Here is a 15,628-nt window from a genome sequence, read left to right on the forward strand (position 1 = left end):
CACGACCGCGTCGCCTTCTTATGCCCGAACATCCCACCCATGCTCGAGGCGCACTTCGCCGTGCCAGCCGCCGGCGGCATCCTGGTAGCGATCAACACGCGGCTGAACGCAGAGGAAATCGACTTCATCCTCCGCCACTCCGGTGCGCGCTGGCTCTTTGTGGATGACGAGTTCGCACCCCTGATCGCCCCGCTCGACACCTCGGGCCTCAAGGTCGTGCGGATCGCCGACACCGGCGCACCCGGCGACCCGTACGAGGACTGTATCGCCGCCGCTTCGCCCGAGCCGGTGGCGAGCTGGCTGGAGGACGAGGACGAGACGATCACGATCAACTACACCTCGGGTACGACCGGCCGGCCCAAAGGGGTGATGTATACGTACCGCGGCGCCTACCTCAACGCGCTGAGCCAGGCGCTCGAGGCCGGCATGCGCAGCGACTCGATCTATATGTGGTCCGTGCCCATGTTCCACTGCAACGGTTGGTGCTTCCCCTGGGCCATCACCGCCGTGTCTGGAACGCACCTCTGTCTGCGGCGAATCGATGCCGCGCACATGTGGCGGCTGTTGCGCGACGAGGGGGTGACGCACTACGGCGGCGCGCCCACCGTGCAGATTATGTTGATGAACCACCCCGACGCGCGGCGGCTCGAGCGGCCGGTCACCGTCTACGTCGCCGGCTCCCCACCGTCACCGACGCTGCTGGAGCAACTCAAAGCGCGGAACTTCCACCCGATCCACATCTATGGCCTGACCGAGACCTACGGGCCGATGACGAGCTGCCCCTGGCACCCGGAATGGGACAACCTGCCCGCCGAGGAGCAGGCACGCCTGCTCGCGCGCCAGGGCCAGGGCCAGTTCACCGCCGATCTGGTGCGCGTGGTGGACGACGACATGCGCGACGTGCGGCGCGACGGCCAGACGATCGGTGAGGTGGTGATGCGCGGCAACATCGTGATGAAGGGCTACTACGCCGATCCGCAGGCAACCGCCGACGCCTTCCGCGGCGGCTGGTTCCACTCCGGCGACCTGGGGGTATGGCACCCTGACGGCTACGTCGAGCTGCGCGATCGCAAGAAGGACATCATCATCTCCGGCGGCGAGAACATCTCGACGATCGAGGTCGAGCAGACCGTCGCCAAGCACCCGGCGGTGCTGGAGTGCGCGGTCGTGGCCATCCCCGACGCGAAGTGGGGCGAGCGACCCAAAGCCTTCGTCACGCTGAAGCCCGGCCAGCCGGCAACGGAGCAGGACATTATCGCCTTCTGCCGCGAGCACATCGCACACTACAAATGCCCGGCCGCCGTCGAGTTCGGTGAGCTGCCCAAAACCTCGACCGGCAAGGTGCAGAAGTTTGTGCTGCGCGAGAAGGAGTGGTCCGGGCGCGCCAAGCGCATCAACTGAGCCGACCGTGAGGGTTCGGTGCGGCGCCGTGCGGCGCCCAGCCGCCAACATCTTTACATCAGACCGGAAGAATGGTGAGTTGGCGCGCGGCAGGCTGTTGGTCCTTGGCAAGCGCGACGGAAAAGGGGGCTAAGACATGATCAAGACGAGGTTCACGGAACAGTTCGGAATCCAGCACCCGGTGGTAATGGGCGGCATGATGGGCGTCGGACGTGCGCGGCTGGTGGCCGCCGTGGCCAATGCCGGCGGGCTCGGGTTCCTGACGGCGCTCACCCAGCCAACCCCCGAAGCACTGGTCGAGGAGGTCCGACGCACCCGCGAGATGACCGACAAGCCCTTCGGAGTGAACCTGACGATCCTACCCACGCTCCGCCCCGTGTCCTACGAGGCATACGCACAAGCAATCGTGGAGTCCGGTGTGAAGATCGTCGAGACGGCGGGACGCAATCCGGAGCCGTTCTTGCCAGGGTTCAAGCAGGCCGGGATCAAGGTCATCCACAAGTGCACGTCGGTGCGGCACAGCGTGAAGGCGGAGAAGATCGGTTGTGATGCCGTCAGCATCGACGGATTCGAGTGCGCGGGACACCCGGGCGAAGACGACGTCCCGGGCCTGGTGCTGATCCCCTGCACCGCGGATCAGGTACGGGTGCCGCTCATCGCCTCGGGCGGATTCGGCGACGCCCGCGGCTTGGTGGCGGCGCTCGCGCTCGGCGCCGATGCGATCAACATGGGCACGCGCTTTTTGGCGACCAAGGAGGCCGACGTCCACGAGAACGTGAAGCGCAAGCTGGTCGAAGCCACCGAGCGCGACACCGCGCTGGTCTTCCGCAAGTTCCGCAACACGGCCCGGATCTTCAAGAACAGCGTGGCGGACCAGGTCGTGCAAATCGAGAGCAAGCCCGACTCGAAGTTCGAGGACATCGCGCCGCTCGTTGCCGGCGAGCGCGGCCGCAAAGTGTTCGAGGAAGGCAACCTCGATGCCGGTGTCTGGTCCGCGGGGATGGTGACGGGCCTCATCCACGACATACCGAGCTGCGACGAGCTCGTGCGGCGGATCGTCTCCGAGGCGGCCGAGATCATCCACAAGCGGCTGGACACGATGGCAGTCGGCTGACCGCTGCCCAGGCGGCTGGTGCCGAAGCGCTCACCAGCAACCACTGTCAACGCGGTTGGGCAAGTGTCCACAGCTGTTCCATCGATCGCCTGCGCGCCTCGCGCCCGTGTTCCTCGTAGCACCGCATCCACTGCAGCCGCCGGCAAGACCGTAAGACTGGCCCGCCGCGATCTTCCTCTTGATTCCGGCAACGCAACACATATAGTTGCCACGGCAACTATTGCTTAAGAAAGTACTTTGGTGACGAATGCTCAAGAACGAGAGGCGCAGAGACGAACACATCGGCTTGCTGATTGGGGCCGTGCGGCAACGGATCAAGCAGGCCGTCGGCAGCCACGCGCGCCGCTATGATCTGACCACTCAGCAGTTCTGGATCCTGGTCGCGATCTACGAACATCCTGGGTTTTCCCTCGGGGAGCTCGCTGCGCATCTGCGCATGGACAGCCCGACGGCTTCTCGGGTGGTCTTCGCGCTCATAAACCGGAAGCTGGTGGAGGTCCGAGGCGATGCAGCGGACCGGCGCCGCGCCCGCCTGCACCTGAGAGCACCAGGGGCGGCCCTGGCCAAGGACCTTCATGAGCTAGCGACAGCGGTACGAGCCGCCGTCGTACAGGGACTGAGCTCATCGGAGCAAACAGCCCTGCGAGCCTCCCTCCGCAAGATCATCGCCAATATGGGCCGCTTTCAAGACAGCGACTCTACCGGGGCTTCAGCCGAGGCAGATTCGCTGCCTACCTCCCCTCAATCCGGGCAACCCAATCGTCATTCGCAGCAGCGCTGAGCGGCTACCGCTCTGCTGGGTGCTTCCCCTTGTGAGGAAATGTGAAGATGAATCTGAAGATACCGACCACCTTGGATGAGAAACCAGTGGAGCTGCCCGACGAGTGGGAAGGGCAGGCTCAGCACCCTCGGGCAAGACGCCGGCGCTGGCCGTGGCTGCTGGTGCTGGCCATTCTCGGCTACAGCGCATTCTGGCTGCTCACCAGATCAGGTGAACGACAGTCCGGCACGGCCGCCTCGGCAGCAAAATCCGCCGCCCCAGCCGTGCCCGTGGTGGCCGCGGCTGTGCACGAAGGGGATATGCCGGTGTATCTGACCGGGCTGGGCTCAGTGACCGCTTTCAACACGGTTACGGTGAAAAGCCGCGTCGACGGTCAGCTCATCAAGGTGGCGTTTCAGGAGGGCGAATTCATCCACCAAGGGGATCTGCTCGCCGAAATCGACCCGCGACCGTTCCAGGTGCAGATGGCGCAAGCAGAGGGGCAAATGGCCCGTGACGCCGCGCAGGTCAAGGATTTGAAGATCAACCTGGCACGCTATCGGGACCTGGTCGCCAAGGAGTTAATTCCCAAGCAGCAATTCGACAGCCAGGCCGCACTGGTCGGCCAGTATGAAGGCGTCGTCAAGATGGACCAGGGGCTCATCGATGGCGCCAAGCTGCAATTGACCTACTGCCGCATCATCGCGCCCATCAGCGGCCGGGTCGGGCTGCGGCTGGTGGACGTGGGCAACATAGTCCACGCCAGCGATCAGAATGGCTTGGTGGTCATCACGCAGGTCCAACCTATCGCCGTGCTGTTCACCATCCCCGAAGACAGTCTGCCTCCCATCGTCACCAAGCTGCGCGCCGGCGAGCGCCTGCCAGTGGAGGCCTACGACCGTGCCGGTCAGACGAAAATTGCGACGGGATCGCTGCTCACCGTCGACAATCAAATCGATCAGAGCACCGGCACCTCCCGTCTGAAGGCGGTCTTCGAAAACCAGGACAACGCCCTGTTCCCCAACCAGTTTGTCAACGTGCGGCTGCTGCTCGACACCAGAAAAGGGGCAGCCATCGCTCCCATTGCGGCGATCCAACGGGGCCCGCAAGGGACGTTCGTCTATGTGGTGAAGGCGGACCAGACGGTGGAGGTGCGTCCGGTCACCGTCGGCCCCATGGCCGGCACCGAAGCGGTGATGGAGGCGGGGGTATCCGCTGGGGAACAGGTGGTCACGGATGGCATCGACAAGCTGCGAGCGGGGAGTACGGTCCAGGTACGGACGCCGGGCACTGATGCCCCCGGTCCACGGCCGAGCGCATGAACCCGTCCCGGCTCTTCATTCTTCGGCCCGTGGCGACGTCGTTGCTGATGGCCGCTATCCTGTTGGCGGGCGCCGTCGCTTACCGCCAGCTGCCGGTCTCGGCGTTGCCACAGGTGGACTATCCGACGATCCAGGTGCTCACGTTCTATCCCGGCGCCAGCCCCGATGTCATGGCATCGTCGGTCACCGCGCCGCTGGAGCGCCAGTTCGGGCAGATGCCCGGCCTCAACCAGATGATGTCCACCAGCTCCTTCGGCAGCTCGGTGATCACGCTGCAGTTTGCACTCGACCTCAATCTCGATGTCGCCGAGCAAGAGGTGCAGGCGGCCATCAATGCGGCGACGACCTACTTGCCCCGCGATCTGCCGACTCCGCCCGTTTACAGCAAGACGAATCCTGCCGATGCGCCGGTTCTCACCCTCGCCCTGACGTCGGGCACCCTGCCCCTCTCAAAGGTGCAAGATCTCGCCGACACGCGGCTGGCCCAGAAAATCTCGCAGCTGCCCGGCGTCGGCCTGGTCAGCATCAGCGGCGGACAAAAGCCGGCCGTGCGTGTGCAGGCCAATCCCACGGCCTTGGCTGCCTATGGGCTCAGCCTCGAAGACCTCCGGACCGCCATCGCGCAAGCCAACGTCAACCAGGCGAAGGGGAACTTTGATGGCAGCCATCAGGCCTACACCATCGGCGCCAACGATCAGCTCCTGTCGAGCGATGAATACCGGCCACTGGTGATTGCGTACCGCAACGGAGCGCCGGTGCGCATCTCCGACGTTGCGGATGTGCGCGATGACGCTGAGAACGTGAAGCAGGCCGCCTGGATGAACACCGTCCCCGCCGTCATCCTGAACATTCAGCGGCAGCCGGGCGCCAACATCATTAGTGTCGTCGATCGCATCAAGAAGCTGCTACCGCAACTGACCACCTCGTTGCCGCCGTCCGTGCAGGTGGCGGTCCTGACCGACCGCACCACCACCATTCGCGCCTCGGTGAGCGATGTGGAGTTCGAACTGATGCTCACCGTGACGCTCGTCGTCATGGTGCTCTTCCTGTTCTTGCGCAGCCTGTCGGCGACGGTCATTCCGAGCATCGCGGTACCCTTGTCGCTGGTGGGCACCTTCGGGGTCATGTATCTCCTCGGCTACAGCCTGGACAACCTCTCGCTCATGGCCCTGACCATCTCGACCGGCTTCGTCGTCGACGACGCCATCGTCATGATCGAGAACATCACCCGCTACATCGAGCAAGGTGAGCCGCCACTGCAGGCTGCCCTCAAGGGTTCCGAACAGATCGGCTTCACCATCATCTCGCTGACGGTGTCGCTCATCGCGGTGCTGATTCCGCTGCTGTTCATGGGCGACATCGTTGGGCGCCTGTTTCGCGAATTCGCAGTGACGTTGAGCGTCACCATTCTGGTCTCGGCGATCGTCTCCCTGACGCTGACACCGATGATGTGCGCCAAGCTGCTGCGGCATCGACCCGAGGCCGCACAGGGGCGGTTCTACCGGGTATCAGAACGATTCTTCAACGCGACGATTCAGCGATACGGGACGACGCTCCGTTGGGTGCTCGGGCACCAAACCACGACGCTGTGGATCGCCATCGGCACGCTGGCCGGCACCATACTTCTTTACGTGATCGTGCCCAAAGGATTCTTTCCAGTGCAAGATACGGGCGTCATCCTGGGCGTGTCCGAGGCACCGCAGACGGTGTCGTTTGCGGCCATGGCGGAACGTCAGCAGAACCTGGCGAAGGTCATTCTTCAGGATCCGGCCGTGCAGAGCCTTTCCTCCTTCATCGGCGTCGACGGTATCAACACCACCCCCAACAGCGGACGCATCCAGATCAACCTCAAGCCACTGGACGAGAGACAGGTGAGCGCCAGCGACGTCATCCGACGCCTGCAGCCGCAGCTGGCCCCTGTGCAAGGCATCGCGCTATTCATGCAACCGGTCCAGGACCTCACCATCGAAGACCGGGTCAGCCGAACGCAATACCAGTACAGCATCGAGTCCGCCGATCGCAACGAGCTGCACGTGTGGGCGCCTCGACTGGTGGATACGCTGCGGACACTTCCTGAGCTGCGAGACGTGGCCAGCGATCAGCAGAATGCCGGTTTGGGAACCGCGGTGGAGATCGACCGGGACACCGCGTCCCGGCTGGGTGTGACGCCGCAGATGATCGACGATACCCTCTACGACGCCTTCGGGCAGCGGCAAGTATCGACCATCTTCACACAGCTGAATCAGTACCACGTTGTCCTGGAGGTCAAACCGAGCTTTCAACGCGGTCCGGAGGCGTTGAAGGACATCTATGTCCGCTCCGCCACCGGAGCGCAGGTGCCGCTGAGCGCCTTCACGCATTTCGCCCCAACCACCACGGCGCTGTCGATCAATCACCAGGGACAGTTTCCGGCAGTCACCCTCTCGTTCAATCTGGCACCGGGGGTCGCCTTGGGCGACGCGGTGACCGCGATCGCCGCCGCCGAACGCCAGATCGGGTTGCCTGCCAGTATCCACGCCGGCTTTCAGGGCACGGCGCAGGCCTTCCAGGCCTCGCTGGCCAACGAGCCGCTGCTGATTCTGGCCGCGCTGGTCACCGTCTATATCGTTCTCGGCGTGCTGTATGAGAGCTACATCCACCCGATGACGATTCTCTCCACGCTGCCGTCGGCGGGGGTGGGCGCGATTGTGGCGCTGCTGCTGTGCCGTATCGACCTGAGTGTGATCGCGCTGATCGGCATCATCCTGCTGATCGGTATCGTCAAGAAGAACGCCATCATGATGATCGATTTCGCGCTGGAGGCGGAGCGCAAAGAAGGCAAGTCGCCGGAGGCCGCGATCTACGAAGCCTGCCTGCTGCGCTTCCGGCCGATCATGATGACGACGATGGCGGCGTTGCTGGGAGCCCTGCCACTGGCCCTGGGCGGGGGCACGGGAGCGGAGCTGCGCCGGCCGCTGGGCATCACCATCGTCGGCGGCCTGATGCTCAGTCAGCTTCTCACACTCTATACCACCCCGGTCGTGTACCTGGCCTTCGATCGGCTGTCCCGACGGCTGGCCCCGTGGCGGATCGGCAACCCGATCAACGAGCCGGTCAGGTTGGAGGGGCAGTGAACATCTCCGCCACCTTCATCAGGAGGCCGGTCGCGACCTCGCTGCTGACGCTGGCGCTGGCGCTGGCGGGCGCTCTGGCCTTTCGCTTCTTGCCGGTCTCGCCGATCCCGCAGGTGGAGTTTCCGACCATCCAGGTGCAGGCCGCTCTTCCTGGCGCCAGTCCGGAAACCATGGCCTCGTCGGTGGCAATGCCGCTCGAACGTCAATTCGGCCGCATCGCCGGAGTGACCGATATCACGTCGACGAGCTATCTCGGCTCGACGGCCATCGTGCTGCAGTTCGACCTGAGCCGCAACATCGACGGGGCCGCACGTGACGTGCAAGGGGCGATCAACGCGGCACGGGGTCAGTTGCCGACCAACCTGCCGAACAATCCCAATTACAGAAAGGTGAATCCGGCCGACGCGCCCATCCTCATCCTCGCCTTGACGTCGGACACCGTCGATACGGCCCGCATGTACGACGCCGCCGCATCGATCCTGCAGCAGAAGCTCTCGCAGATCGAGGGCGTGGGCCAGGTGATGGTCGGAGGCAGTTCGTTGCCGGCGGTCCGCGTGGATCTCAATCCCACGGTACTCAACAAATACGGAATCGGACTGGACCAGGTGCGCTCGGCACTGAGCGCTGCCAACGCCAACCGGCCCAAGGGCCAACTCGCCGACGCAACTTCCGAGTGGCAGATCAGCGCCACCGACCAACTGCTCAAGGCAGAACAGTACCGGCCGTTGATTGTCGCCTACCGTCGCGGCGCGCCGGTGCGCTTGTCTGATGTGGCAAATGTCGAAGACTCGGTTGAGGATCTGCGCAGTTGGGGTCTCGCCAATGGCAAGCCGGCTGTCGTCGTCGTCATCTTCCGGCAACCCGGCGCCAACATCATCGAGACCGTCGACCGGGTGCGGGCGCTGCTGCCGGAACTGCAGGCCTCGATCTCTCGAGGAATCGATCTATCCGTGATGATCGATCGTACCCCGACGATTCGCGCCTCCATAGCAGACGTTGAGCTGACGCTGCTCATCTCGATTGCCCTGGTCATCTTGGTGGTGTTCGTCTTTCTGCGCAACCTGTGGGCCACCGTCATTCCCGGTGTGGTGGTTCCACTGTCCCTGATCGGCACATTCGGCGCGATGTACTTGTTCGGCTACAGCATCGACAACCTGTCGCTGATGGCGCTCACGATCTCGACCGGGTTCGTCGTCGATGACGCCATAGTGGTCATCGAAAACATTGCGCGTTATCTGGAGCACGGGATGCCTCCGGTCGAGGCCGCGTTGCGGGGGGCGCGTGAGATTGGCTTCACCGTCCTCTCGATGAGCAGCTCCCTGGTCGCCGTCTTCATTCCGATTCTGTTGATGGGGGGCATCGTCGGTCGTCTGTTCCGCGAATTCGCGGTGGTGCTCTCGGTCGCCATTGTGGTGTCGCTTGTCGTATCGCTGACCACGACGCCGATGATGTGTGCGAAGTTCCTGAAGTCCGGGCAGGGCCGTACGCATGGTAGTCTCTACCGCATCAGCGAGCGTGCCTTCGAGTGGCTCCTGCACCGCTACGAGGCGAGCTTGTCCTGGGTCCTGCGGCATGCGCGGCTGACCCTGCTGGTGGCGGCGATCACGGTGTGCGTCAATATTTATCTGTACGTGATCGTTCCCAAGGGATTCTTCCCCGAGCAGGACACGGGCCGCGTGATGGGGGCCATCCAGGCGGACCAGGACACGTCGTTTCAGGCGCTGCAGCAAAAGCTGGCTGCGTTCGTGAGTATCGTCCAGGCGGATCCGGCGGTCGACACCGTGGTGGCATTCACGGGCGGCACACAGGGGAGCACCAACACGGGGCGGATGTTCATGTCGTTGAAACCGTTGGCCGCGCGCAAAATCAGCGCGGCCCAGGTCATTGCGCGGCTGCGGCCCAAGCTCGCGGCCGTGCCCGGCGCGAGCCTGTTTCTGCAGACGGTCCAGGACATTCGCGTCGGTGGAAGACTGAGCAACGCCATGTTTCAGTTCACGCTGCAAGGTGATGACCTGCAGGAGCTGAATGCCTGGGCCCCGCGGATGTTTCGCAAGCTGCAGACGCTGCCGGGGGTGGTGGACGTCAGCACCGACCAGCAGAACAAGGGGCTGCAGGCGTCGGTGGTGATTGACCGGGACACCGCCTCGCGGCTGGGGATCACGCCGCAGATGATCGACGATACTCTCTACGATGCCTTCGGGCAGCGGCAGGTGTCGACGATGTATACCGAGCTGAACCAGTATCACGTCGTGATGGAGGTGGCACCGAGATTCTGGCAGAGCCCCGAGACGCTGCGCGACATTTATGTCCGGTCGACAACCGGGGCGCAGGTGCCATTGAGCGCCTTCACGCATTTCGCGCCAACGACCACGGCGCTGGCGGTCAACCATCAAGGACAATTTCCGGGGATCACCCTCTCATTCAACCTGGCCCCTGGGGTCGCCTTGGGTGACGCGGTGACTGCGATCACCGCTGCCGAGCGCGAGATCGGGATGCCCGCCAGCATCCGCGCCAGCTTTTCCGGCACAGCGCAGGCGTTCCAAGCCTCGCTCGCCAACGAGCCGCTGCTGATCCTGGCGGCGCTGGTGGCGGTCTACATCGTGCTGGGCATGCTGTATGAGAGCTACATTCACCCGTTCACGATTCTCTCCACGCTACCGTCGGCGGGGGTGGGCGCGATCCTGGCGCTGCTACTGTGCCGTACCGACCTGAGTGTGATCGCCTTGATCGGCATCATTCTGTTGATCGGCATCGTCAAGAAGAACGCGATCATGATGATCGATTTCGCGCTGGAGGCGGAGCGCAAGGAAGGCAAGTCGCCGGAAGCCGCGATCTACGAGGCCTGCCTGCTGCGCTTCCGGCCGATCATGATGACGACGATGGCGGCGCTGTTGGGGGCGCTGCCGCTGGCGGTCGGCGGGGGCACCGGATCGGAACTGCGGCGGCCGCTGGGGATCACGATCGTCGGCGGACTCATCGTCAGCCAGCTCCTCACCCTCTACACCACCCCCGTCATCTACCTGTACCTGGACCGCTTCAGGCTGTGGTTCGGGCGCTTACGGAAGAGACCGTTCCGCGCAATGGTCCCGGCAACACCGTTGCGGCCTATCCAGTCGGAACGCTCTGGTCCGGAATACTCATGAAGCGATCTACCGCGAGCCCCGAGTGCACGCCATCTCGGGGCGTACTCGCTCTTCGCTTCTGCGACATACCGCACGACCATGCCTCGTCGCTCCGTGCACCCCTTAACAAATTGACAACGTCCCGAGAGCGACGACGATTGCGATCGCCCTGTCATTCGTCTCTTGTTCGAACAACGTGCCAAATTCAAGCAGCGCTCGGTGAAGGTAGAAGTACCTCTCAAGATCCTTCCCGGCGGTCTTCGAGGATCAATGCGATCGCGTCGGCCAAACTGGTGCGGGCTTCATCCTTCGTACGTCCCTGACCGTTCGCCCCGAGGATTTCAGGGCAGTACGCGGTGTACCAATCGCCGTCCCGCTCAATGATCGCGGTGAATTCGTTGTGCATAGACCACCTCTCGCCACGGACAACGTAGCGCGCCCACGGTCGGCGGTCTAACGTCGTGGCGCTGAGCGGCCGGCGGTAACGGGCGCTTCAATCAAGCGGCGCCGCTCCACCGCCGGCCCGATCGAGCGCCGGGTTAGGCTGCTACCTCGACCGTTGCGTAGAAGTTGACCTGCCGCCGAGTGCGGCGCGGCTTCACAGCACGCTGCCTCGGAGGTGGAACTCTGATTCCGTCCTCGCGCAGCCCGCGTACGTGCAACTCGATCGCGCCCTCGATCCGCCGCAGGGCCGCATCGATCGTCTTCCCGGTCGCCACGCAGCCGGGAAGATCCGGAACCGAGGCGCCCCAATCGCTATCTACGTCTTTGTCGATCCGCATCAGATACTGCCGCTTCATGATTTCTTCCCTCGCGCGAGTCCCGCCTGTCGCATGATCGACACCAGCGTTCCCTTCGGCATATCGTCTCCCGGATGCCCGCTGATGGTCACCAGCCCAGGCTTCTAGGTGTGTTTGTACTGCCGATGGCCACCCTCTATGACGACCCTGCGCCATCCGTCCTGCTCGACCATACGGATTACGTCTCGGACCTTCACGGGAACGCAATACCACTTCTTGCCCCCTGTCCGCCACCAGCCGAACGCTCAGCTTTAGCGGCGCGCGTCTTGTGCGCGTCCGCTGCAAGCTGAGCGTTCGGCATTCTTTCGGTGTGCGGTTCATCGGGTGATCGTCCGATCTGATTTCGGAACACTCACAGCTACGTCCCGACTCTTCGCCTGACGATCAACGCTGCCGCAGCAAGCCAGATGAATGCTCCGCTCCACTTGCCTCGTTGTGTCGGACCGACCGAACACCCGCCACCGCCATGCTTGGTTGGCGTGGACGTTTCGGTCGGGCTTGGGGTAGCGCTCGGCGTAGGTGTATGTGTCGGCAAGGGAGCGGCAATATCAAAAATGAGCGGCTGACTGTGGACCGTCGTGTACGGACCTGGAGAAAAGATGCCGTTGCAGTTGTATTCCGTATTATAGTCGACGCTGATCGTGACCGTGGCCAGGCCGGTTCTGACCGCAGAGAGCTCAAAGCTGTCGTAATCTGTCACGCGCAAACCGTCGAGTAGTCCTTCGGCACCATCCAGCCTGAACGCCCCGTGACTATACACCTGCGCATCGTAATCGAACTGGATCGTTACTGGATCGCCGACAAACGGGTGCAGTGGCGCCACGGTTACGCTCCGGAATGAGAAATAGCCCGGGATGAGACCACACGTCGGAGTCGAGGTGCTGCTTGGTGTTGGGAGTGTTGGCGTCGGTGTCACCGACGCTATCGAAGTGGTCGCTTCCGCCAACGAGGCGGCGCCGAGGGCGAACACGAGTACAGCCAGCCGACGTCCAGCCGATAGAATGCGATACATGATCCCTCCTTAGCACTATAAAATTACCCGAGTTTGCCTGCTACCCTATTCTGGCAGTTGTTCAAGCTCCGGCTTCTTCGGTCGGCTCAAGCGCCCGCTGCGGCATCCCGACACCTCTCACATCAACCGTCTTTGCGGCTTCCCTGTCCGAAATGCTTCTCGAAGAACTCAGCCGCCAACCGCTCCCCCTCGTCGGTGAAGGCAACAGACTTTGCTTTGCCCTTCGGGTCTGAGATCCAACCTTCCTCGTGGAGTGCGTCGAGAAGATCCCAATTCATTCCCTTCCAGGCTCGCGCGCCGAACCTGTCACCGTGCGCGGTCAGGTGAAGCATCGCGAGCCCGACCGCTAATTCACAAGCTGCGCCGCACGCCGCGCGGTGGGGACCGCCTCAGCTTCACGGCGATTGCCGAGCGGCTGAATGCCGAAGGGCACCCGAGCCGAACCGGCAAACCGTGGGCGCCCGAGACGGTGCGGCAAATTGTAGTGCGGCGTCGGAGTGGCGTTGCGGACGCCGGCAACGCATGAGCATGAGAGGCGGGCTGCATTGGGCTGCCGGCCGGGCCGGGAACGGTTTGGGAACCTGTCAGGTACCGACCGGTGCTTGACACGGCCAGCGGCCGATCCTACCTCGGAGCCTTCGCTGGCTCCCCGTCTTTCGGGCAGTTTTCACTTCGAGCAGTTACGCCTTCAATCGGTGTCGTCGACCCAGGGAAACGCCCCTGTAGGGAGTCTACCCCGCATTGGGGTTTAGCGTTTGCCGCCAGGTCTTGGCGGTTCTTTTTAAGTTCAGCGGTGCTCACTCCAGACTTCTTGTCACGCGCCTCGACCAGCCCCGGTTGATCTTCCCCGTCGTGATTGAACGACCACGCCAAGTGCGGCTCTCCAAGTGGAAGCTTATCGCCACCCCCCTCTTGGGTGCCGGTCATCCACACGTGCCATGTCTTGCCATAGCTATTCATCTTGCCTTCCATGAGTTTGTGCTCGGCAACGTTCGGGAGGCCTGGCGCCACCAGCTGCCCAGAGAGAATCTCATAGTTGTGAGGATGCCAGTACAGTCGCTCTTCGACGGGAAGCGTCTCAAAGAGCCGTTCCGAGATGATGTACTCGATCCCGTTCATGTTGGCAGAGGCGCTGTTGCCATCGAACAGGACGCACTGCGCGAAGTCTTCATTGACCTGTTTGCAGTAATGATGTGCTTCCATCTGGTGACTGGGGTCAGCCTTCATCGGATGGAAGCCGACGAGGTAGATGTCGAGTTGCTTGACCGGCGCATTGCTCTGGAGCACCGCTGCGCCGGCCTTCAACACCTTGGTGGTGGTCGATGCCTTCTCTCCAGGTGGTTTGTCTGCGGCCAGCACGGGAAGCGTTACGACGAGTAGCGCGAGCGAGAACACGAGGCGACGGGCCGACATCTGTGACTCCTCTTCAATCGCGAACAGCCGACAGCACTTTAGCGGCCTGGCTGGAACCGGGAGACGGGTGGGATTCGACGAAATCAGGGTACCAGGCAAATTGATGTAGAAATACTAGCGCTTGGCGGCGCGAGCGGCCGACCGCTTCTTCGTCTGCGCCCCTGGCCGGCCAGCTCCGGGCTTGGACACCTCCGCCAGCAGCTCCGACGCGAATCTTCCGACCTTTTCGTTGACGTCGCGAATCACATCGTAGATGGCGCCGATCGTGTGATCCTGGACCCGCTTCACCTCCTTGGCCGGGCCCCGCAGGAGGTCGGTGTCCTGTAGGACCTTTAGCGGCAGGTCGGCGATCGACTTGTGGATCTCCTCCACGGTGGTCGCTCCCTTGTCGATAGAGTCCTGGATTAGCTTGGTCAAAGTCTTGTTCTTACGCATAGCCCACTCTCCTTTGCGGACCATTCGTGCAAGGACCGTACCCCGCCGCCTCTGCCAGCCGGGTCCACCGGCGTGTCCCCTGCTTCTTCATTGATGAGAACGGCTACGACTCGCGCCACTTCATCCGCAAGGGTGGCGAAGACCACTCGCTCGCCATCCACCCGCAGAGTGCAGAGCCCGGTCCGCACATACCTCGAACGCGCCGGCCACAGTCACGACTCTGATAGCCGACTGCCGTTGCGCAGCCGCTCCCGCCACCTCTGCTCATCCACCTGGGCCGGCGCCGTCGACTGGATGAAGTCGACGAGCACCTCGACGAAGCGCTGCGGGTTGTCGCGGTAAGGGAAGTGGCCCGCATTCGGGAAGATCTCGAGCCGGCTCTCCCGAATACGTTCGTGCGCCGAGTACGCGTGAGCGACCGGTATCAGCGGATCGTGCTCGCCCCAGATGATCATCGTCGGCAGCTCCGCGGTCAAATAGAGACGGTCGCCAGCGCTCGCGCGCTGCCCCCGGATGTCGATGACAGTCCGGACCGTGTGAATGAACGCTTGGCGGGCGTCGGGGTCCGACAGGGACACAAAGCTACGCCAAATCTCATCCAAGTCGGGACCCGGGCGTAGCCCGGCGCGCCCGAGGAAGCGTGCCACCCCGTCCACCGCGTCGCACAGTCTGCTGCTGCAGAGCAACGGCAGCACCCATTCGGCGCCCGGTAACGCCGCCGCCCGCAGCAGGAGGTGGAGTTCATGCCCGAGGCCGCCACTGGAGACGAGCACCAGGCGCTCGCAGCGCTCCGGGAACTGATAGGCGAACTGCATCGCCACCCCGCCGCCGAGCGAATGCCCGACGATCGTCCCGCGCTCGAAGCCGAGCACGCCGAGGAGGTCGCGCATGGCGCTGGCATACGCACCGAGCGAGTAATCGGTCCTCGGCTTCGCGGACGAGCCATGCCCCAGTAGGTCTGGGGCAACAACCGTGTAGCGTTCGGCCAGCCGGGGCAGCACCTCCTGCCAGGTCGCCGAGCTTCCGGCGATGCCGTGGATGAGTACCAGCAGGGGACCGCTCCCGGCGGCTCGATAGCTGACGCGGTGGCCGTGGAGGGTGATCTCACGCGGTTCCACCAGCCCTCGATCCGACTT

General features: G+C 63.5%; 13 protein-coding genes and 1 pseudogene. 6 read left to right on the top strand and 8 right to left on the bottom strand.

Annotation, left to right across the window (positions count from 1 at the left end):
- From VF515_13345 to VF515_13370, 6 genes are all read left to right on the top strand, one after another.
- The coding region (locus tag VF515_13345; GenBank protein HEX7408622.1) for an AMP-binding protein at positions 1 to 1,401 on the top strand (1,401 nt) is incomplete at its 5' end.
- Positions 1,402 to 1,537: 136 nt separating this feature from the next.
- A complete protein-coding gene (locus VF515_13350; protein HEX7408623.1) occupies positions 1,538 to 2,515 on the top strand; it encodes a nitronate monooxygenase family protein in 978 nt (325 codons plus the stop codon).
- 247 nt (positions 2,516 to 2,762) lie between these two features.
- On the top strand, positions 2,763 to 3,296 hold the full coding sequence (locus VF515_13355; protein ID HEX7408624.1) for a MarR family winged helix-turn-helix transcriptional regulator: 534 nt from the start codon (positions 2,763 to 2,765) through the stop codon (positions 3,294 to 3,296).
- Positions 3,297 to 3,343: 47 nt separating this feature from the next.
- Positions 3,344 to 4,597, top strand: a complete 1,254-nt coding sequence (locus tag VF515_13360; protein HEX7408625.1) for an MdtA/MuxA family multidrug efflux RND transporter periplasmic adaptor subunit — start codon at positions 3,344 to 3,346, stop codon at positions 4,595 to 4,597.
- Positions 4,594 to 7,710 carry an MdtB/MuxB family multidrug efflux RND transporter permease subunit gene (locus VF515_13365; GenBank protein HEX7408626.1) on the top strand — a complete coding sequence of 1,039 codons (3,117 nt, stop codon included), beginning with the start codon at positions 4,594 to 4,596 and terminating at the stop codon, positions 7,708 to 7,710. The genes VF515_13360 and VF515_13365 overlap by 4 nt, the downstream gene beginning before the upstream one ends.
- Entirely contained in the window at positions 7,707 to 10,853 is a 3,147-nt protein-coding gene (locus tag VF515_13370; protein HEX7408627.1) for a multidrug efflux RND transporter permease subunit, read from the top strand. The genes VF515_13365 and VF515_13370 overlap by 4 nt, the downstream gene beginning before the upstream one ends.
- 217 nt (positions 10,854 to 11,070) lie before the next feature.
- On the opposite strand, the gene VF515_13375 is transcribed toward VF515_13370, so the two are convergent.
- From VF515_13375 to VF515_13410, 8 genes and pseudogenes are all read right to left on the bottom strand, one after another.
- Positions 11,071 to 11,238 carry a type II toxin-antitoxin system HicB family antitoxin gene (locus VF515_13375; GenBank protein HEX7408628.1) on the bottom strand — a complete coding sequence of 56 codons (168 nt, stop codon included), beginning with the start codon at positions 11,236 to 11,238 and terminating at the stop codon, positions 11,071 to 11,073.
- A 133-nt stretch (positions 11,239 to 11,371) separates the two neighbouring features.
- Positions 11,372 to 11,632, bottom strand: a complete 261-nt coding sequence (locus VF515_13380) for a type II toxin-antitoxin system HicB family antitoxin (protein ID HEX7408629.1) — start codon at positions 11,630 to 11,632, stop codon at positions 11,372 to 11,374.
- Positions 11,629 to 11,829 (bottom strand): annotated as a pseudogene (locus tag VF515_13385) (type II toxin-antitoxin system HicA family toxin). The gene VF515_13380 and the pseudogene VF515_13385 overlap by 4 nt, the downstream one beginning before the upstream one ends.
- 161 nt (positions 11,830 to 11,990) lie before the next feature.
- Positions 11,991 to 12,455 (bottom strand): hypothetical protein, encoded by a 465-nt coding sequence (locus VF515_13390; GenBank protein HEX7408630.1) that lies wholly within the window; start codon positions 12,453 to 12,455, stop codon positions 11,991 to 11,993.
- Between the two features lie 311 nt (positions 12,456 to 12,766).
- Positions 12,767 to 12,976, bottom strand: coding sequence for a DUF6429 family protein (locus tag VF515_13395; GenBank protein ID HEX7408631.1), 210 nt, complete (start codon positions 12,974 to 12,976; stop codon positions 12,767 to 12,769).
- A gap of 292 nt (positions 12,977 to 13,268) precedes the next feature.
- Positions 13,269 to 14,057, bottom strand: coding sequence for an OBAP family protein (locus tag VF515_13400; GenBank protein HEX7408632.1), 789 nt, complete (start codon positions 14,055 to 14,057; stop codon positions 13,269 to 13,271).
- A gap of 114 nt (positions 14,058 to 14,171) precedes the next feature.
- Entirely contained in the window at positions 14,172 to 14,492 is a 321-nt protein-coding gene (locus VF515_13405; protein HEX7408633.1) for a hypothetical protein, read from the bottom strand.
- A 212-nt stretch (positions 14,493 to 14,704) separates the two neighbouring features.
- Positions 14,705 to 15,628 (bottom strand): alpha/beta hydrolase (locus tag VF515_13410; protein HEX7408634.1); only part of this gene is annotated, 924 nt, incomplete at its 5' end.

This window comes from Candidatus Binatia bacterium, from assembly GCA_036382395.1.
In the GTDB taxonomy this organism is placed as follows: Bacteria; Desulfobacterota; Binatia; order HRBIN30; family HRBIN30; genus JAGDMS01.